We start from the raw sequence: 18,489 nt of genomic DNA, 5'->3' as shown, positions 1-18,489 counted from the left end.
ACGCCCAGGAGCCCTCATGAGCGAACAGATCCTCTACGACTTCACCAAGCAGGACGCCACCGGCGCCAGTTGCACCTCCCAGGCCTGGGCCAAGGTGCCCGAGCCGCTGACACCGGCCCGTCGCGACGAACTGAAGGCGCGTGCCAGGCGTTTGCTGGCCGAGCGCAATGCCGTGCTGGTGGCTCACTACTACGTCGATGGCGACCTGCAGGACCTGGCGCTGGAGACCGGCGGCTGCGTGTCCGACTCGCTGGAGATGGCGCGTTTCGGCCGCGACCACGCCGCGCAGACTCTGGTGGTGGCCGGCGTGCGCTTCATGGGCGAGAGCGCCAAGATCCTGTCGCCCGAGAAGACGGTGCTGATGCCCGACCTCGACGCGACGTGTTCGCTCGACCTGGGCTGCCCGCCCGAAGACTTCGCAGCCTTCTGCGACGCCCACCCCGACCGCACCGTGGTGGTCTACGCCAACACCAGCGCGGCGGTGAAGGCGCGCGCCGACTGGATGGTGACCAGTTCCTGCGCCGTCGCCATCGTCGAGCACCTGCACGCCCAGGGCCAGAAGGTGCTGTGGGCGCCCGACCGGCACCTGGGCCGCTACATCGCCGAGCACACCGGCGCCGACATGCTGATGTGGCAGGGCGAGTGCATCGTGCACGACGAGTTCAAGGGCCTGGAACTCGAGCTCATGAAGAAGGAGCACCCCGACGCGCTGGTGCTCGTGCACCCGGAGTCGCCGAAGCGCGTGGTCGAACTGGCCGACGTGGTGGGCTCGACCTCGCAGCTGCTGAACGCCGTGACCGGCAGCGACCGCCAGACCTTCATTGTGGCGACCGACAACGGCATCCTGCACCGCATGCGCCAGCTCGCACCCGGCAAGACGCTGCTGGAGGCGCCGACCGCCGGCAACAGCGCCACGTGCAAGAGCTGCGCGCACTGCCCGTGGATGGCGATGAACGCGCTGCAGGGCGTGGTCGACTGCCTGGAGCACGGCCGCGGCGCGATCACCGTGCCCGAACCGACCCGCACGCAGGCGCTGGGCTGCATCGAGCGCATGCTGGATTTCGTGAAGGCGAATCCCGGCGCGATCAGCCAGCCGGCTCGCGGCTTCGTCCCCAACATCGGTGCCGCGTGATGACGCTCCCCCCGTTGCGGCTGCGCCGCTCCCCCGTGGCCCGGAAGGGACCACTGCGTGGCCCTTGGGGCGCCGCTGGCGGACCGGCGGAGCCGGATCCGCGGCGGCTGCTCGGCAGACGGCCGTCTGCATCGAACCACGCTGTATACGCATGATGGAGCCGCGAGGCATGCTCACTTTCGAGACCAACGAGACGCTCGACGAAGCTCGCGCGCGCAACGTGCGCGACGCGCTGTTCGAGGACATCGGCCGCACCGACTGGACGGGCCGGTTGGTCCCCGAGGGGCACCGCGTGCGCGCGCGCGTGCTTGTGCGCGAGGCGGCGGTGCTGTGCGGCCGGCACTGGTTCTTCGACTGCGTGGTTGCGCTCGACCCGCAGGCGGACGTGCAGTGGCACTACGCCGAGGGCGCGCGCATGGACTCCGACACGCTGGTGTGCGAGATCGAGGCCGATGCCCGCGCGCTGCTGGCCGCCGAACGGCCGGCGCTCAATTTCCTGCAGCTGCTGTCGGCCACCGCGACGCTGACGCGCCGCCACGTCGACGCGATCGCCGGCGCCTCGCCCAACCCGCGCGGCTGCGCCATCCTCGACACCCGCAAGACCCTGCCCGGCCTGCGCCAGGCGCAGAAGTACGCGGTGCGCACCGGCGGCGGCCAGAACCAGCGGCTGGCGCTGTGGCACGGCATCCTGATCAAGGAGAACCACATCGCAGCGGCCGGCGGCATTGCGCAGGTGCTGGCGGCGGCGCGCGAGCTGGATGCGGGCGTCGACATCCAGATCGAGGTGGAGACCCTCGCGCAACTGCGCGAGGCGCTGGACCACGGCGCGGTGAGCGTGTTGCTCGACAACTTCGACCTGCCGCAGATGCGCGAGGCAGTGGCGGTGAACGCGGGCCGCGCGCTGCTGGAGGTGTCGGGCGGTGTCGCGCTGGACCAGGTGCGCGACATCGCCGCGACCGGCGTGGACCGCATCTCGATCGGCCGGTTGACCAAGGACGTCACGGCGACCGATTACTCGATGCGCGTGCTCGGCGACGCCTGAGCACCGGCCTCGCCGGGCGAAAAGCGGGCGCTCTGCCGCGCAATTCGGCATTTGCCGGCGCTGCACGCTCGTGACAATCGACCGCATGAGCTCCGAATTCGCGGGCATCCGCAACTACCAGGAACGCGCGGTGTTCGACGCCGTGCGCACATGGCGCGACCACTATCCGCTGATCAGCGACGACCTGCTGCCCGACGTGGCCTGCGTGGCGCTGAACCGGCTGCCCGCGCGCTACATCCGCCACGAGGTGGATCTGGTCTTCTACCAGAGCGAGAAGGAGCGTCTGATGGCCGAGCGACTGGTGGCCAGCGCGGTCGGCTTCGCGTTCGAGTTCGTCCAGGCGCGCACCGCGATGCGGGCGCGCGCCTGAAGCCCGGGCCGAACGCGGCTCAGGCCGCCCAGGGCGCGGCCTTGCGCTTGGGCTTGCGCGTCAGGATGGTCGGGAAGCTGACCGGCAGCGTCTGCGGGAAATCGCGGCTGTAGTGCAGCCCGCGGCTTTCGTGGCGGCTGAGCGCGGACCGCACGATGAGCTCGGCGCAATCAACGAGGTTGCGCAGTTCCAGCAGGTCGCGCGTGACGCGGAAGTTGGCGTAGTAGTCGTCGATCTCGCTGCGCAGCAGCTTGATGCGATGCAGCGCCCGCTCCAGCCGCTTGGTGGTGCGCACGATGCCGACGTAGTTCCACATCAGCAGGCGCAGTTCGTCCCAGTTGTGCGAGATGACGACCTGCTCGTCGGCGTTCTCGACCTGGCTTTCGTCCCAGGCCGGCAGGACGGGGAGCCCACTCTCGTGCTGCGAGAGGATGTGCTCGGCGCAGGTCTTGCCCAGCACCACGCATTCGAGCAGCGAGTTGCTGGCCAGCCGGTTGGCGCCGTGCAGGCCGGTGTAGGTGGTCTCGCCCACCGCATACAGCCCCGGCAGGTCGCTGCGGCCGTCGAGATCGGTGACCACCCCACCGCAGGTGTAGTGCGCGGCCGGCACCACCGGGATCGGCTGTCTGGAGATGTCGATGCCGAGCGCAAGGCAGCGCGCGAAGATGGTCGGGAAGTGCGACTTCAGGAAGGCCTCGCCGAGGTGCGTGGCGTCGAGCCACACGTGGTCGAGGCCGTGCTTCTTCATCTCGAAGTCGATCGCACGGGCCACCACGTCGCGTGGCGCGAGTTCGAGCCGCTCGTCGTGGGCCGCCATGAAGCGTGTGCCGTCCGGCAGCTTGAGCTGCCCGCCTTCACCTCGCAGCGCCTCGGTGATCAGGAAGCTGCGCTCCTGCGGGTGGTAGAGGCAGGTGGGGTGGAACTGCACGAACTCCATGTTGCCGACGCGGCAGCCGGCTCGGTAGGCCATCGCGATGCCGTCGCCGGTGGAGGTGTCGGGGTTGGTCGTGTAGCGGTAGACCTTGCCGGCGCCGCCGGTCGCCAGCACCACCGCCGCGGCCGGCAGCGTCTCGACGCGCTGGCGGTCGATGTCGAGCGCGTAGACGCCGTAGCAGCGCGGCGAACCGTCGGTCTTGAGATGCCGCGAGGTGATCAGGTCGACCGCCATCCAGCGTTCGCGCAGCGTGATGTTCGGATGGCGCCTCACCTCATCGAGCAGCACGTCGTGGATGGCCTTGCCGGTCGCGTCGGCGGCGTGCGCGATGCGCCGCACCGCATGCCCGCCCTCGCGGGTGAGATGCAGGCCGAGCGGGCCTTCGGGATCGGGCGAGAACGGCACGCCGCGCTCGACCAGCCACTCGACCGCTTCGGCGCTGTGCTGGGCGATGAAGCGCGCGGTGTGTTCGTCGACCAGACCGGCGCCCGCATCCTGCGTGTCGCGCACATGGCTCTCGATGCTGTCGTCACTGCCCAGCACGCCGACGATGCCGCCCTGCGCCCAGGCCGTGGCGCCTTCGTCGAGGTTGCGCTTGGCGAGCACCACGACGGGGTGTCTCGGGGCCAATTGCAGTGCCACCGTCAAGCCGGCCAGACCCGCGCCGATGATCACCACGGGAGACGGGGATGCAGCTTCGTGGCGGGTCGGCATGTCGGCAGTTTCAGGACCGGACGCACCGCAGCGGCGCGACATCTGGCCCGGATTCTATCGACGCCCCCCGTCGCACCGACCCGGCGGAAAGTGCGACCCGATCGACCTCGGGGCGCGCATTACACTTGGTGACATTCGCTCCGGATGGCCGTCCAGCCTGGCGTTGTCCATGAGTTTTTCCTCCGATCCCCACAGCCGATCCAGCCGCCCCCCGACGTCGCCGCCGGCCGCGCACGACTGGGAATCGACGCGCGTGCTGACCCAGATCTCGCCGCGCTTCCCCAATGGGCAGGCGGGCGCCGCGGAGCAGGCGGACGACGCGCAGGACATCGGTCGCGCGGTCGGCAATGGCGTGCGCGAGTTGTTCGTCGCCTGCGAGCCGGCCGATGCGATGACGCAGCAGTTCGACCACCTGCAGCCGGAATTCGTGTCGGTGCACGACCTGGGCACCTCGGCCTCGCGCAAGTTGCTGGGCGGCATCGCAGCGGCCAGCCAGCGTGCCGTGCAGCGGCTGGTGGTGCGGCGCAACGGCGCCGGCACCGTGCTGGCCACCATCGAGTACGTCGACTGCCCCGCCGCCAATGGCCGCAGCGTACGGCTCTACAGCACCGAGGTCGATGCCGACACCCACACCCGCCAGACCCTCGCACGCGTGCTGCTGGGCCGCGCGCGGCTGGGCATCATGATGGTCGGCGACCTGCCGGCCCATGCGCTGACGACGGCGTTGGCACCCTGGCGCGAGGCGGTGCTGCGCGGTGGCTGGATCTGCCGCCGCATGCTCTTCTTGCCGCTGACCGCCGGCGCCGCACTGCCGGCCGAGGTGGCCAAGTTCCGCGCGGCCACCGCGCTGGACGCCACGCCCACGGCCCAGGTCACCCGCCCGGCCGACGTGTGGGGCCAACTCTGCCTGGCGTGGAATGCCTGGCAACGCCAGACCAAGCCCGGTCAGGACGTGGCCACGCTGCCGCTGCTGGGCACCGGCTCCACGGCCGCTGCCGCCGCCACGGCGGCCAATGCCGTGGCCGCCCGGGCTGCATCGGTGCCGACGCCGATGCCGGTGGTCGGCGCGCCCTCACCGGCGCACGACGAGCCGCTCGAACGCTATCTTCACGATCTGAGCCAGCTCACCGGCGTCGTGAGTGCCTGCGCCTTCGACATCATGACCGGCCAGCCGATCGGCCACGCAGGTGCACGGCCCGGCCCCGACGAGCTGGGGCGCCACGGCAGTTCCGTGCTGGCCACGATGATGAGCGCCAGCCGCGCGCTCGGGCTGGGTGCGGCAGTGCCCGACATGTCGGTCACCCTCGGCCAACACCATCTGCTGCTGCGTCCACTGCCGGCGCACCCGGGTGCTGCGCTGCACGTCGTGCTCGACAAGCCGCACGTTTCGCTGGCCCTGATGGTGCTGCAACTGCGCCGGCTCGACGACGCGCTGCTGCTCGCGGCCCGGTTGCCGAACTCCGCACAGCCGCGGAACTGAGTCATCTGCCCCACGCGGCCCGCCGGGACGGGCTGCGTGGGGGTGTGCCTCAGTGCACCACGCGCCCGAAGTGGAACTCGCCCGGCGAGCGGATCGGGTCCACGTCGACCGGCACCACGTCCTTCGGCGCGAACTTGCCCTCCAGCAGCAGCTTGGACAGCGGGTTCTCGATGCGCTGCTGGATCGCCCGCTTCAGCGGCCGCGCCCCGAACACCGGATCGAAGCCCACCTTCGCCAGCTCCGACAGCGCCGCCGCCGACACCTCGAGGCGGATGTCCAGCTTGGCCAGACGCGCCTCCAGCGCCTTGAGCTGGATGCCCGCGATCGCTTCGATGTGCTGCGCGTCGAGCGCATGGAACACCACGGTCTCGTCGATGCGGTTCAGGAACTCCGGCCGGAAGTGCGTCTTCAGCTCGCCCCACACCGCCTCGCGAATCAGCTCCGGGTCCTGCCCCGCCATCTGCATGATGAGGTGAGAGCCCAGGTTGCTGGTCATCACGATCACCGTGTTCTTGAAGTCCACCGTGCGGCCCTGCCCGTCGGTCAGGCGGCCGTCGTCCAGCACCTGCAGCAGCACGTTGAACACGTCGGGGTGCGCCTTCTCCACCTCGTCGAGCAGCAGCACGCTGTAGGGCTTGCGGCGCACTGCCTCGGTGAGATAACCCCCCTCGTCATAGCCCACATAGCCCGGCGGCGCGCCGATCAGGCGGGCGACCGAGTGCTTCTCCATGAACTCGCTCATGTCGATGCGGATCATGGCTTCCTCGGTGTCGAACAGGAAACCGGCCAGCGCCTTGCACAGCTCGGTCTTGCCGACGCCGGTGGGGCCGAGGAACAGGAAGGAGCCGGTCGGGCGGTTCGGGTCGGACAGGCCGGCACGCGAACGACGGATCGAGTCGGACACGGCGCGGATCGCCTCGTCCTGGCCCACCACGCGCTCGTGCAGCTTCACTTCCATGTCGAGAAGCTTCTGGCGCTCGCCCTGCATCAGCTTGGCGACCGGGATCCCGGTGGCGCGCGCCACCACCTCGGCGATCTCTTCCGAGCCGACCAGCGTGCGCAGCAGCGTGGGCTTGCCATCGACCCCGCCCTTGGCCTCCTTGGCCTGCGCGTCCTTGAGCTTCTTCTCCAGCTCCGGCAGCTTGCCGTACTGCAGCTCGGCGACCTTGTTGAAGTCGCCCTTGCGCTTGAACTCCTCGATCTGCGTGCGGATGCGGTCGATGTCTTCCTTCAGGTGGGCCGAGCCCTGGGCGGTGGCCTTCTCGGCCTTCCACACCTCGTCCAGGTCGGCCGCCTCGCGCTCCAGCTTGGCGATGTCCTCCTCGATCAGGCCGAAGCGCTTCTGCGAGGCCTCATCCTTCTCCTTGCGCACGGCCTCGCGCTCGATCTTCAGCTGGATCAGCCGGCGGTCGAGCCTGTCCATCACCTCGGGCTTGGAGTCGATCTCGATCTTGACCTTGGCCGCGGCCTCGTCGATCAGGTCGATGGCCTTGTCGGGCAGGAAGCGGTCGGTGATGTAGCGGTGCGAGAGCTCGGCCGCGGCCACGATCGCCGGGTCGGTGATCTCGACGCCGTGGTGGACCTCGTACTTCTCCTGCAGGCCGCGCAGGATGGCGATGGTGGCCTCGACGCTGGGCTCGCCGACCAGCACCTTCTGGAAGCGGCGCTCGAGCGCGGCGTCCTTCTCGACGTACTTGCGGTATTCGTCCAGCGTGGTGGCGCCGATGCAGTGCAGTTCGCCACGCGCCAGTGCGGGCTTGAGCATGTTGCCGGCGTCGATCGCACCCTCGGCCTTGCCGGCGCCCACCATGGTGTGGATCTCGTCGATGAAGACGATGGTCTGGCCCTCGTCCTGCGCCACTTCCTTCAGCACGCTCTTGAGCCGTTCCTCGAACTCGCCGCGGTACTTGGCGCCGGCCAGCAGCAGGGCCATGTCGAGCACCAGCACGCGCTTGCTCTTGAGCGACTCGGGCACCTCGCCGGCGACGATGCGCTGCGCCAGCCCCTCGACGATGGCGGTCTTGCCGACGCCCGGCTCGCCGATCAGCACCGGGTTGTTCTTGCTGCGCCGCTGCAGCACCTGGATCGCGCGGCGGATCTCGTCGTCGCGGCCGATCACCGGGTCGAGCTTGCCGGCACGGGCGCGCTCGGTGAGGTCGAGCGTGTACTTCTTCAGCGCCTCGCGCTGGCCCTCGGACTCGGCGCTGTCGACCTTCTGGCCGCCGCGCACCGCGTCGATCGCGGTCTCCAGCGCCTTGCGGGTGAGGCCGTGGCCGCGCACGATGCCGCCGAGGTCGGTCTTGGCATCGGCGAGGGCGAGCAGGAACATCTCGCTGGCGATGAACTGGTCACCGCGCTTCGCGGCATCGCGCTCGGCCGCCTGCATCAGGGTGACGAAATCACGGCCGGGCTGCACGCCCTGCCCGCCCCCCTGCACCTGCGGCAGTCCGTTGAGGGCCACGTCCATCGCGGTCCGCAGGGCCGCGGTGTTGGCGCCAGCCCGCTCGAGCAAGGCCTTGGGGCCGTCGGTCTGCGCCAGCATCGCAGCCAGCACGTGGGCCGGCTCGATGTAGGGGTTGTCGCGCGTGACGGCGAGGCTCTGGGCGTCGGCCAGCGCTTCCTGGAACTTGGTCGTGAGTTTGTCGATACGCATGGGGAAATTCCTCCGGATTGCACCGAAGATGGGCCCGGCACTGCGACTTTTCAAGCACGGGCCGGCTTGACCTGCATCAAGCGGGCCCGCTCAGCGGGCCGCGAGCCAGGCCTGCGCCAGCGCCCAGCCGAGTGCGGCACAGGCCAGCGAGCCCAGCACATGCGCCAGCGTGTGCCCCAGTGCCATGGCATAGGAACCGCGCTGCAGCAGCACCAGCGATTCGAGCGAGAACGCTGAGAAGGTGGTGAACCCGCCGCACAGGCCGGTCATCAGCAGCAGGCGCAGCAGGTCATCGGGCCGCTGCGACAGCCAGGCCGCGGCGGCGCCGATCACGAGGCCGCCCGAAGCATTGATCAGCAGCGTGCCCAGCGGAAAGCCGCTCCACATCGGGTTGAGCCACAGCGCGACACGCCAGCGGAGCAACGCGCCGACCGCCGAGCCGGCCGCCACGCACAGCGCCTGCAACAGCGGCGTGGCCACGGCGGCGCTCACGCGTTGCCGCTCGCTGCGATGCCCCAGCGTCGGAGGGCGTCGTCGTCGGCAACGCGGGCATCGACCCAGCGGGCGCCCTGCGGAGTCTGTTCCTTCTTCCAGAACGGTGCCTGGGTCTTCAGGTAGTCCATCAGGAACTCGCAGGCCTGGAAGGCCTGGCCGCGGTGCGCGGAACTGACCACCACCAGCACGATCTGTTCGCCCACCTCGAGCGGGCCGATGCGATGGATGACGCGGGCGCCCAGCAGGTCGAAGCGCGCGAAGGCTGCGTCGATCATGGCCTCGATCGCCCGCTCGGTCATGCCGGGGTAGTGCTCGAGCTCCATGCGGCTGACTTCGTCACCGTCGTTGCGGTCGCGGACGGTGCCGACGAAGCTGGCGACTGCACCGACGCCGCGCTGATGGGCGCGCAACGCGGCCACTTCGGAGGACAGATCAAAGTCCTCCGTCTGGATGGTCACGCGGCCGGTCTTCATGGCACAGGATTCTCGCACCGCCCTGTCCTCTGGCCGAGTGCGCGGCCCATGAGCGTTCAGCTCGGCAGTTCGTCGTTCTGGCGCAGCCGAACGCACTGCGCGTGCGCGTAGAAGCGGCTCTGCTCGCACTGCACCTGCATGCAGCGATAGAGCGAGAAATTGGTCCGCGGCGCACAGGCCTCGGCCGGCGTGCCGGGCACGGCTTCGCGGCGCACCGGCTCGGCGGCCTGCGCCTGTTGTGATGGCGGCACCGCACTGACGGTGGAAGGCGCGGAGGCCGCGCGCTCCGGCCGCACCGTCGCCGCCGCCGCCACAGCCGCCCGGGCCCCCCCCGTCGCCGCTGAGGCGGAGGGGGCCGCCGTGACAACACCGCGACCGGTTTGGACGTTCACCGCCTGCAGCGGCGTGACGGGCCTGCTGGCCGCCTGCGCGGCCGGCGCCGGCTCGGAGGCGGCCGGCTCCGCCGTGCCAGCCGCGGAAGGGTCGCGTTGCAGCAAGGCCTGTTCCGCCGACGGCGACGCTGCCTGGAACGGCATCATGCTCGCGAGCCGGGAACTCGTATCACCGGTGAGCTGGTAGGTGACCAGTCCGGCGACCAGCAGCGTCCCCAGTACGCCGGCCACCGCCCAGGGCCAGCGGCGCGGGCGCGGTGGGGGTGGCGGTGCGGGTCGGGCCGACCGCGGGGCGCCGTGCAGCATGGGGTCGGAGCGCAGGCTGGGCAGCGGCTGCGGCCGGCTGTCGCGACCGAGCTCCGCCGGCCCCGACACCGACCACAGCACCTCGCGCTCCGGGAACGGCGTCTTCAGTACCGGGATGTCCGACAGCGCCAACCCCCGACGCTCCGGCGCGACCACCGGCTCGCGTGCCGCAGCGGCCACGCCGCCACCCGCCGCCTGCAGTTGGCGACGGAAGGCCGCTACCGACTGCGGCCGCTCACGCGGATCGGCGGCCAGCGAACGTTCGAGCACCGACACGAAGCCGTGCGCATAGCGCCCAACTGCCGGTGCGCTGCCAGCTTGCGTGGCGGCACCATCGCCCAGTCGCGGCGCGTTCATGCAGAACTGCACCACGGCGGCCAGCGAGTACAGATCGGACCAGGGTCCCGGCGCGTGCTCGCTCGGTGGCTCGGCCAGCTCGGGGGGCCGGAAGCCGGGCTCCGGCCAGGCAGGGTGCTGCGGCAGGCGCGCACCGATCGTTGTCCGGACCGCAGCGGTGTCCAGCAACATCGGCGTGCCATCCGGCTGCACCAGGATCTGCCCGGGTCGGACATTGCCGTGCACCCATCCGGCCTCGTGCAGGCTCTCCAGTGCATCGAGCACCGGCCCGATCATCCGACGCAGCCAGTCCTCGCTCGGCGCCTCGGTCATCGCGGCGCAGACCTCGGCGAGCGTGCGCCCGTCGACGCGCGGCCACAGCCGGTAGGCGGTGCCGCGCATCTGCCACACCGCGCCGATGCGCATCAGCGCGGGATGCAGGGGCTTGGCGAGCAGTTCCGACTCCTGCAGGAAGGCCTGCAGGCCCTCCTCCCACAAGGCCGCATGGGCCGGCGAACGGGGCCGCAGCAGCCCGGTCGTGTCGCGCAGCGAGATACCGGCCGGCGCGAACTCCTCGATCGTGACTTCGCCGCCCGACGCACTGGCAGTGGCCAGGTAACGCAGGCCGAATTCGTCGCGCACCTGGAGCTTCTGCAGCACGAAGCTGCCCACGGCCGTACCGGACGGGAGCCGCTGGGGCTCCACGACCGTCGGACGGGCGCTCACCGCGGGGGGACTCGCGGGGTCGGAAGGGCGTGAGATGGGAATCATGTACGGCTGAGAGGCAGAGTCTGCAGCATAGACCGCAGTTCCCTGCGTTCTGGTTGCAAAGCGTATACCCGGTGACTGCGCGCAGGATCAGCGCATCCTGAACGCCCCGCCATCCCTCGAAGGCCACGCCGCAGGGCGGCGCGCGGCTCAGCCGCCCGTGACCGGCGGGAAAAAGGCCACTTCGGCGCCTTCATGCACCGTCATGGCCTCATCGTCGACCATCGCCTGGTCCAGCGCCATGCGCAGAGCACGACCGCGGCCCAGTGCCTCGGCATGACGCCCGCCCCTTGCGATGAGCTGGTCCCGCAGCCCGGACAGGCGCGTGCCCGTGGCAAGCTCGACCGTTTCGCCGGGACCCAGCGCCTCGCGGACCGAGGCGAAGTAGCGCACCTGCACCTTCATGCGCGGCCTTTCATGCCAGAAGCGCCGCAAACGGCAGGAAGCGAACGATGTCGCCCCGTGCGATGGCCCGGCCCGGCGGGTTGTCGATCAGGCCTTCGGCCCAGACCGCCGAGGTCAGCACCCCCGAACTCTGGTTGCCGAACAGCTCGAGCCCGCCATCGGCATTGCGCCGGGCCCGCAGGAACTCGCGCCGGGCATCCGGCCGTGGCCAGTCGAAGTCCGCACGGACCGGCCAGCCGGCCGGCTCCGCACCTGGCAGACCCTGCAGGGCCTGCAGCACCGGGCGCACCGCGAGCAGGAAGGTCACGAAGCTGGACACCGGGTTGCCGGGCAGGCCGATGAAGAGCGCCGGCCGGTCGGCTCCGCTCGTGCGCACCTCGCCGAAGGCCAGCGGCTTGCCCGGCTTGATGGCGATCTGCCACAGGTCGAGCCGGCCTTCGGCCTCGACGGCCGGCTTCAGGTGGTCTTCCTCGCCGACCGACACCCCGCCGGACGTGAGGATCAGGTCATGGCCCTCGGCGGCCCGGCGCAGCGCCTCGCGGGTGGCGTCGAGCCGATCCGGCACGATGCCGAGATCGCTGACCTCGCAGCCGGCCGACTGCAGCAGCGCCCGCAGCGTGTAGCGGTTGGAGTTGTAGATGGCACCGGGCTTCAGCGGCTCGCCGGGCATCACCAGCTCGTCGCCGGTCGAGAACAGCGCGACGCGCGGCCGGCGCACCACGCTCAGCGTCGCCGCGCCCACCGAGGCCGCCAGTCCGAGAGCCTGAGGCGTGAGACGGCTGCCGCGCGCCAGCACCACGCTGCCGGCACAAACGTCCTCGCCGCGGCGGCGCACCCACTGGCCCGCGGTCGGTCGGATCTGGACGCGCACGCTGCCACCGTCGACCGGCTCGCACTGCTCCTGCATCACGACCGCATCGGCGCCCTCCGGCACCGGCGCCCCGGTGAAGATGCGCGCGGCCGTGCCGGGTGCCAGCACCGCGCCGACCTGCCCCGCCGCGATACGCTGGCTGACGGTCAGCAGCGTGCCGGGCTGAGGCACATCGGCCGTACGCAGCGCGTAACCATCCATCGAGCTGTTGTCATGCGGCGGCACGTCGAGCTGCGAGACCACATCGACCGCGAGCACGCGACCGAGGGCCTCGAAGGTGGAGACCGTCTCGGTCTCAGCCAGTGCCGTCGTGCCGGCGAGCAGCCGCGCCAGCGCGTCGGTCAGGCTCAACATCGGCCGAGGGGGCGACATAGGCGGCTTCGTTGTCGGCGTCGTCATAAGGGGACCGGTAGTCGTGGCGTGCGGCTTGGCGGATCAGGAAAGCCGTTACCGCGTCGGCATCGTTCAGGTCGAGCACCGGCAGCTGCGTCGGCGACGGCAGGGCCTCGGGGCTGTCGGTCGCGATCGCGACCACGAAGGGATCATGCGGGTACTGCACCCGTTGCCCGGTCTCGGCACGCCAGATCTCGATCTTCAGCAGGTCGGCGTGCTTGAAGCCCTCGACCAGCACCCAGTCGGCGTCGGACAGTTCGGCGATCAGCTGGTGCGGGTTCGGATCGGCCTCGAGGTCGTACTCGCGGATCTTCGCGAGGCGCCGGTTCGAAGCGATCACCACCTCGTAGGCACCGGCGGCGCGGTGACGGTGCGAGTCCTTGCCGGGCTGGTCGATATCGAAGTCGTGGTGGGCGTGCTTGACGACGGAGACGCGGTGCCCGGCGAGGCGCAGGCGCGCCACGAGCTGCTCCACCAGCGTGGTCTTGCCCGAGCCCGAGTACCCGCAGAAACCGACGACCTTCATCCGGCGACAACCCTCATGTCGAACAATTCTCGACGATGTAGGCCTGCACCGTCGCCGAGCTGGCCGGCATGACCTTGAAGCGCCTGGGGAGCTGCTCGAGCCCCTCGAGCCCGGCCGGCCGGGGCGGCTCGTGGCCGAGCGCCTCGAGGATGGTGGCGGCGAACTTGATCGGCAGCGCGGTCTCCAGCACCAGCAGCGGCGTGCCGGGCTTCACGTACGCACGGCCCACCTTCAGGCCGTCGGCGGTGTGCGGGTCGATGGTCACGCCGAAACGCTGCTGAGTGTCGCGGATGGTCGCCACGCGGTCGGCGTGCGTGCTCTTGCCGGACACGAAGCCGAACTCGCGCACCCGCGCAAACTCGGCGGGCGTCAGCGTGAAGCCGCCGTGCCGTGCGATGTCGTCACCGAACAGCTGGCGCGTGCGTGCCGCGTCGCGACCCAGCAGGTCGAACACGAAGCGCTCGAAGTTGCTGGCCTTGGAGATGTCCATCGAGGGACTCGAAGTCTCATGCGTGTCGGCCGCGCCGCGCACGCGGTAGCTGCCGGTGCGGAAGAACTCGTCGAGCACGTCGTTCTCGTTTGTCGCGACCACCAGCTGCTCGATCGGCAGGCCCATCATGCGCGCCACATGGCCGGCGCACACGTTGCCGAAGTTGCCCGATGGCACCGAGAAGCTCACCCGCTCGTCGTTCGACTTCGTGGCCTGGAAATAACCGGCGAAGTAATACACCACCTGCGCCAGCAGCCTTGCCCAGTTGATGGAGTTGACGGTGCCGATGCGCCAGCGGCGCTTGAACTCCAGGTCGTTGGACACGGCCTTGACGATGTCCTGGCAGTCGTCGAACACGCCCTCGACCGCGAGGTTGTGAATGTTCGCGTCGGGCAAGCTGAACATCTGCGCTTGCTGGAACGGGCTCATGCGGCCGTGCGGACTGAGCATGAAGACGCGCACGCCCTGCTTGCCGCGCATCGCGTACTCGGCCGCGCTGCCGGTGTCGCCGGAGGTCGCGCCCAGGATGTTGAGCGTTTCGCCGCGGCGCGCCAGCTCGTACTCGAACAGCTGGCCCAGCAGCTGCATGGCCATGTCCTTGAACGCGAGCGTCGGTCCGTTCGACAGGGCCTGCAGCGCGACGCCAGGCTCCAGCGGCTTCAGCGGGGTGATCTCGGTCGTACCGAAGACCTCGCGCGTGTAGGTCTTGCGGATCAGCGTGCGCAGGTCGTCGGCCGGAATGTCGGTGATGTAGAGCGACAGGATCTCGAACGCGAGGTCGGCGTAGGACAGGCCGCGCCAGCGCGCCAGCGTGGCCGCATCGACGCGCGGATAGCGCTCCGGCAGGTAGAGACCCCCATCCGGCGCCAGGCCTTCGAGCAGGATGTCGGAGAAGCCGCGCGGCGTGGAGTCGCCGCGGGTGCTGAGGTAGTTCATGGACGATTCGGACTCACAACAACCAGCATGCCGCAACGGGGGTGGGGCATCAGGACAGTTCTTCCTTGCGGATGCGCACGATGGGCGCCAGCACGGTCGGCAGCGCCTGCATCTGCGCCAGCGCCGCGTTCATCTTCCCTTCGAGCGTGTCGTGGGTCAGGATGATCAGGTCGGTCTGGCTCTCGCCCTCGGCCGACTCGCGCTGCAGCACGGCATCGATCGAGATCGCGTGGTCGGCCAGGATGCGGGTGATGTTGGCCAGCACGCCCGCCTTGTCGGCGACCTGCAGGCGCAGGTAGAAGGCGGTGACGACCTGCTCGATCGGCAGGATGGGCGTGGCCGCCACCGCATCGGGATGGAAGGCCAGGTGCGGTACGCGGTGATCGGGGTCGGCGGTGATGAGCCGGGTCACGTCGACCAGGTCGGCGACCACGGCCGAGGCCGTCGGCTCAGCGCCGGCGCCCTTGCCGTAGTAGAGCGTGGAGCCGACCGCGTCGCCCTGCACCACCACGGCATTCATCGCACCCTCCACATTGGCGATCAGGCGCGTGCCCGGGATCAGCGTCGGGTGCACGCGCAGCTCGATGCCCTGCGCATCTTCGCGGCGCTTGGTGATGCCCAGCAGCTTGATGCGGTAGCCCAGCTGTTCGGCGTAGCGGATGTCGGCCGCCTGCAGCTTGGTGATGCCTTCGATGTAGGCGTGCTCGAACTGCACCGGTGTGCCGAAGGCGATCGCACTCATGATCGTCGCCTTGTGCGCGGCGTCGATGCCCTCGATGTCGAAGGTCGGGTCGGTCTCGGCGTAGCCCAGGCGCTGGGCTTCCTTCAGCACGGTGCCGAAGTCCAGCCCCTTGGAGCGCATCTCCGACAGGATGAAGTTGGTGGTGCCGTTGATGATGCCGGCGATCCAGTTGATGCGGTTCGCGGTCAGGCCCTCGCGCAGCGCCTTGATGATCGGGATGCCGCCGGCCACTGCCGCCTCGAAGCCGACCGCCACACCGCGCTCGCGCGCCGCCGCGAAGATCTCGGTGCCGTGTACCGCCAGCAGCGCCTTGTTGGCGGTGACCACCGGCTTGCCGGCGGCGATGGCGGCCAGCACCAGCTCGCGGGCCCGTGTCGTGCCGCCGATCACCTCGACGACCACGTCGATGTCGGGCCGGCGCACCAGGGCGTCGAAGTCGTCGGTCAGCACCACCTCGCTGCCGAGCGTGGCGCGCGCCTTGGCCACGTCGCGCGCGGCGACCGCGGCGACCTCGATGCCGCGGCCGGCGCGGCGCTGGATCTCGGCCCGGTTGCGCTGCAGCACCTGCACCACGCCGCCAGCCACCACGCCCGCGCCGAGCAGGCCCACTTGGATCGGTTTCATCTTCGATTCGGACACGGTGTCAGACGCTGTGGCGCTTGCGGTAATGGTCGAGGAAACGGGCGATGCGGCCGATCGCGTCGCTCAGGTCGTCGGAGTTCGGCAGGAACACGACGCGGAAATGGTCGGGCTGCGGCCAGTTGAAGCCCGTGCCCTGCACGATCAGCACCTTCTCCTCGGCCAGCAGTTCGTAGGCGAACTGCTGGTCGTCCTGGATCGGGTAAAGCTTGGGGTCGAGCCGTGGGAACATGTACAGCGCCGCCTTGGGCTTGACCACGCTCACGCCGGGAATCTGGCTCAGCAGCTCGTAGGCCATGTCGCGCTGGCGCGTCAGCCGGCCGCCCGGCGCCACGAGGTCCTTGATGCTCTGGTAGCCGCCGAGCGCGGTCTGGATGGCCAGCTGCCCCGGTGTGTTGGCGCACAGGCGCATCGACGCGAGCATGTTGAGCCCCTCGATGTAGTCCTTCGCGCAGCGCTTGTCGCCCGACACCACCATCCAGCCGGCGCGGTAGCCGCAGGCACGGTAGTTCTTGCTGAGGCCGTTCAGCGTCACGCACAGCACGTCGTCGGCCAGCGAAGCGATGCTGGTATGGGTGTTGCCGTCGTACAGCGTCTTGTCGTAGATCTCATCGGCAAAGATGATCAGCTGGTGCTGCCGGGCCAGTTCGACGATCTCGCGCAGCAGACTCTCCGGGTACAGCGCGCCGGTCGGGTTGTTCGGGTTGATGACGACGATGGCGCGTGTGTTCGGCGTGATCTTTCGGCGGATGTCGTCGATGTCCGGGTACCAGTCGCTCGCCTCGTCGCACAGGTAGTGCACCGGATTGCCGCCCGACAGCGACACGGCCGCAGTCCACAGCGGGTAATCGGGTGCCGGCACCAGCACCTCGTCGCCGTTGTCGAGCAGCGCGTTGAGGCTCATCACGATCAGCTCGGACGCACCGTTGCCGAGATAGACGTCGTCGACCGTCACGCCGGAGATCGCCTTCTCCTGCGCGTAATGCACCACCGCCTTGCGCGGTGCGAACAGACCCTTGCTGTCGGTGTAGCCCGCCGTCTGGGAAAGATTGCGGATCATGTCCTGCACGATCTCGTCGGGCGGATCGAAGCCGAACACCGCCAGATTGCCGATGTTGAGCTTGATGATCTTCTGGCCCTCTTCTTCCATGGCGCGGGCCTTGTCCAGCACCGGACCACGGATGTCGTAGCACACGTTGGCGAGCTTGCTGGACTTGGCGATGGGCTTGGGCACGAGAACTCCTGGATCTCAATGGAACGACTGCGGCGGCGCTGCGCGCAGAGCCTAAAATTAGACCACAGCGCTCGCCTCCGAGCCTGCCCCGCCCCTCTCCCGCGCCCCATGAAACTGCAGCCCGATCGCATCGCCGCCGCCAACGTGATCAGCGGCTACACACGCAGCAGCGTCCAGATCGGCGAGCGCACCTGGCGCGACAGTGTGGTGCTGCCCTGGCAAGGCGAGGTGACGTCCTGGCAGGACGCCCGCTTCGACACGCTGGGCCCCCGGCATTTCGAGGCGCTCGCGGTCCTCGGCCCGGAGCTTGTGCTGTTCGGCAGCGGCAACGCGCTGCGTTTCCCGCGCCCCGAATGGCTGCGCCCGCTGATCGATCGGCGCATCGGCTTCGAGACCATGGACACCGCCGCCGCCTGTCGCACCTACAACCTGCTGGCGGCCGAGGGACGCAGCGTGATCGCCGCCCTGCTGATCGATCCGCCGTGAGTCCGACCTACCGCCGCGGCGCGGCAACCGCAGTGTGTGGGGTGGCGGTATCGCTTGACAGCGCCTTTATAATCAACAGTTAGCCTTACTCAAGGCGCCTCCTCAGCAGCACCCTTCATGACGCCCGCCCTCAATAAAGCCCTCCCGGAATTTGAAGCGCAGGCCACCGGTGGCGTGAAGTTCACGCCCCAGGCCTATCTGGGTCAGACGGTCATCCTGTACTTCTACCCGAAGGACAACACCCCCGGATGCACCACCGAAGCGATGCAGTTCCGCGACCGCCACAAGGACTTCGTGAAGGCCGGCGCGGTGGTGTTCGGCGTGTCGCGCGACAACATGGCCTCGCACGACAAGTTCAAGCAGAACCTCGAGCTGCCGTTCGAGCTGATCGCCGACACCGAGGAAAAGCTCTGCCACATGTTCGGCGTGGTCAAGAACAAGATCATGTACGGAAAGAAGGTCAAGGGCATCGAGCGCAGCACCTTCCTGATCGATCCCGCCGGGGTGCTGGTCGAGGAGTGGCGCGGCATCAAGGTGGCCGGCCATGTCGACGAGGTGCTGAAGTCGGTCAAGGCGCTGAAGAAGGCCGCCTGAGAACCTGACGTTACCGTTACCAAGGCGTCACACAGCGGAGATTGAAGTCAGGCATGCGGTGTGCATAATGGGTTCATG

General features: G+C 69.4%; 17 protein-coding genes. 6 read left to right on the top strand and 11 right to left on the bottom strand.

What is annotated here, in order from left to right; translation table 11 throughout:
* Nucleotides 1–16: 16 nt before the first annotated feature.
* The 3 genes from nadA to MPE_RS07830 all read left to right on the top strand — a co-directional run bounded on the left by nadA (nt 17) and on the right by MPE_RS07830 (nt 2,544).
* Nucleotides 17–1,132 (top strand): quinolinate synthase NadA, encoded by a 1,116-nt coding sequence (gene nadA / locus MPE_RS07840; RefSeq protein WP_011829153.1) that lies wholly within the window; start codon nt 17–19, stop codon nt 1,130–1,132.
* A gap of 169 nt (nt 1,133–1,301) precedes the next feature.
* Nucleotides 1,302–2,174 carry a carboxylating nicotinate-nucleotide diphosphorylase gene (gene nadC, locus MPE_RS07835; RefSeq protein ID WP_011829152.1) on the top strand — a complete coding sequence of 291 codons (873 nt, stop codon included), beginning with the start codon at nt 1,302–1,304 and terminating at the stop codon, nt 2,172–2,174.
* An 85-nt stretch (nt 2,175–2,259) separates the two neighbouring features.
* Nucleotides 2,260–2,544 carry a late competence development ComFB family protein gene (locus MPE_RS07830; RefSeq protein ID WP_011829151.1) on the top strand — a complete coding sequence of 95 codons (285 nt, stop codon included), beginning with the start codon at nt 2,260–2,262 and terminating at the stop codon, nt 2,542–2,544.
* A 19-nt stretch (nt 2,545–2,563) separates the two neighbouring features.
* On the opposite strand, the gene nadB is transcribed toward MPE_RS07830, so the two are convergent.
* Entirely contained in the window at nt 2,564–4,192 is a 1,629-nt protein-coding gene (gene nadB, locus MPE_RS07825; RefSeq protein ID WP_041929589.1) for an L-aspartate oxidase, read from the bottom strand.
* A gap of 169 nt (nt 4,193–4,361) precedes the next feature.
* On the opposite strand from nadB, the gene MPE_RS07820 reads away from it, so the two are divergent.
* Entirely contained in the window at nt 4,362–5,672 is a 1,311-nt protein-coding gene (locus MPE_RS07820) for a roadblock/LC7 domain-containing protein (protein WP_041929588.1), read from the top strand.
* Between the two features lie 49 nt (nt 5,673–5,721).
* Here the strand turns inward: MPE_RS07820 and clpB are convergent, their stop codons facing one another.
* The 10 genes from clpB to MPE_RS07770 all read right to left on the bottom strand — a co-directional run bounded on the left by clpB (nt 5,722) and on the right by MPE_RS07770 (nt 17,331).
* On the bottom strand, nt 5,722–8,325 hold the full coding sequence (clpB, locus tag MPE_RS07815; protein ID WP_011829148.1) for an ATP-dependent chaperone ClpB: 2,604 nt from the start codon (nt 8,323–8,325) through the stop codon (nt 5,722–5,724).
* 90 nt (nt 8,326–8,415) lie between these two features.
* Entirely contained in the window at nt 8,416–8,817 is a 402-nt protein-coding gene (crcB, locus tag MPE_RS07810; RefSeq protein WP_237706380.1) for a fluoride efflux transporter CrcB, read from the bottom strand.
* Nucleotides 8,814–9,293: a molybdenum cofactor biosynthesis protein MoaE gene (locus MPE_RS07805; RefSeq protein WP_041929587.1), complete on the bottom strand. Its 480-nt coding sequence runs from the start codon at nt 9,291–9,293 to the stop codon at nt 8,814–8,816. Before MPE_RS07805 ends, crcB begins: the two co-directional genes overlap by 4 nt.
* Nucleotides 9,294–9,349: 56 nt before the next feature.
* Nucleotides 9,350–11,053 carry a serine/threonine protein kinase gene (locus tag MPE_RS07800; protein WP_158304601.1) on the bottom strand — a complete coding sequence of 568 codons (1,704 nt, stop codon included), beginning with the start codon at nt 11,051–11,053 and terminating at the stop codon, nt 9,350–9,352.
* Nucleotides 11,054–11,245: 192 nt separating this feature from the next.
* A complete protein-coding gene (locus MPE_RS07795; RefSeq protein ID WP_011829144.1) occupies nt 11,246–11,500 on the bottom strand; it encodes a MoaD/ThiS family protein in 255 nt (84 codons plus the stop codon).
* Nucleotides 11,501–11,510: 10 nt separating this feature from the next.
* The gene (locus tag MPE_RS07790; RefSeq protein ID WP_011829143.1) at nt 11,511–12,725 is read right to left on the bottom strand and encodes a molybdopterin molybdotransferase MoeA; all 1,215 of its coding nucleotides are present in this window, start codon (nt 12,723–12,725) and stop codon (nt 11,511–11,513) included.
* A complete protein-coding gene (mobB, locus tag MPE_RS07785) occupies nt 12,667–13,290 on the bottom strand; it encodes a molybdopterin-guanine dinucleotide biosynthesis protein B (RefSeq protein ID WP_011829142.1) in 624 nt (207 codons plus the stop codon). The genes MPE_RS07790 and mobB overlap by 59 nt, the downstream gene beginning before the upstream one ends.
* A gap of 13 nt (nt 13,291–13,303) precedes the next feature.
* Entirely contained in the window at nt 13,304–14,716 is a 1,413-nt protein-coding gene (thrC, locus tag MPE_RS07780; RefSeq protein ID WP_011829141.1) for a threonine synthase, read from the bottom strand.
* 49 nt (nt 14,717–14,765) lie between these two features.
* Nucleotides 14,766–16,082: a homoserine dehydrogenase gene (locus tag MPE_RS07775; protein ID WP_011829140.1), complete on the bottom strand. Its 1,317-nt coding sequence runs from the start codon at nt 16,080–16,082 to the stop codon at nt 14,766–14,768.
* Nucleotides 16,083–16,101: 19 nt separating this feature from the next.
* Complete coding sequence (locus tag MPE_RS07770) at nt 16,102–17,331, bottom strand: pyridoxal phosphate-dependent aminotransferase (RefSeq protein ID WP_011829139.1); 1,230 nt, start codon at nt 17,329–17,331, stop codon at nt 16,102–16,104.
* A gap of 108 nt (nt 17,332–17,439) precedes the next feature.
* On the opposite strand from MPE_RS07770, the gene MPE_RS07765 reads away from it, so the two are divergent.
* Both MPE_RS07765 and MPE_RS07760 read left to right on the top strand, forming a co-directional pair.
* A complete protein-coding gene (locus tag MPE_RS07765) occupies nt 17,440–17,817 on the top strand; it encodes an Mth938-like domain-containing protein (RefSeq protein ID WP_011829138.1) in 378 nt (125 codons plus the stop codon).
* Nucleotides 17,818–17,934: 117 nt separating this feature from the next.
* A complete protein-coding gene (locus tag MPE_RS07760; RefSeq protein WP_011829137.1) occupies nt 17,935–18,411 on the top strand; it encodes a peroxiredoxin in 477 nt (158 codons plus the stop codon).
* Nucleotides 18,412–18,489: the final 78 nt, after the last annotated feature.

Source organism: Methylibium petroleiphilum PM1 (assembly GCF_000015725.1).
GTDB classification, from domain to species: Bacteria; Pseudomonadota; Gammaproteobacteria; order Burkholderiales; family Burkholderiaceae_C; genus Methylibium; species Methylibium petroleiphilum.
Note: the sequence above shows the minus strand (reverse complement) of the source record. Positions and strands in the feature narration are given on the sequence as shown.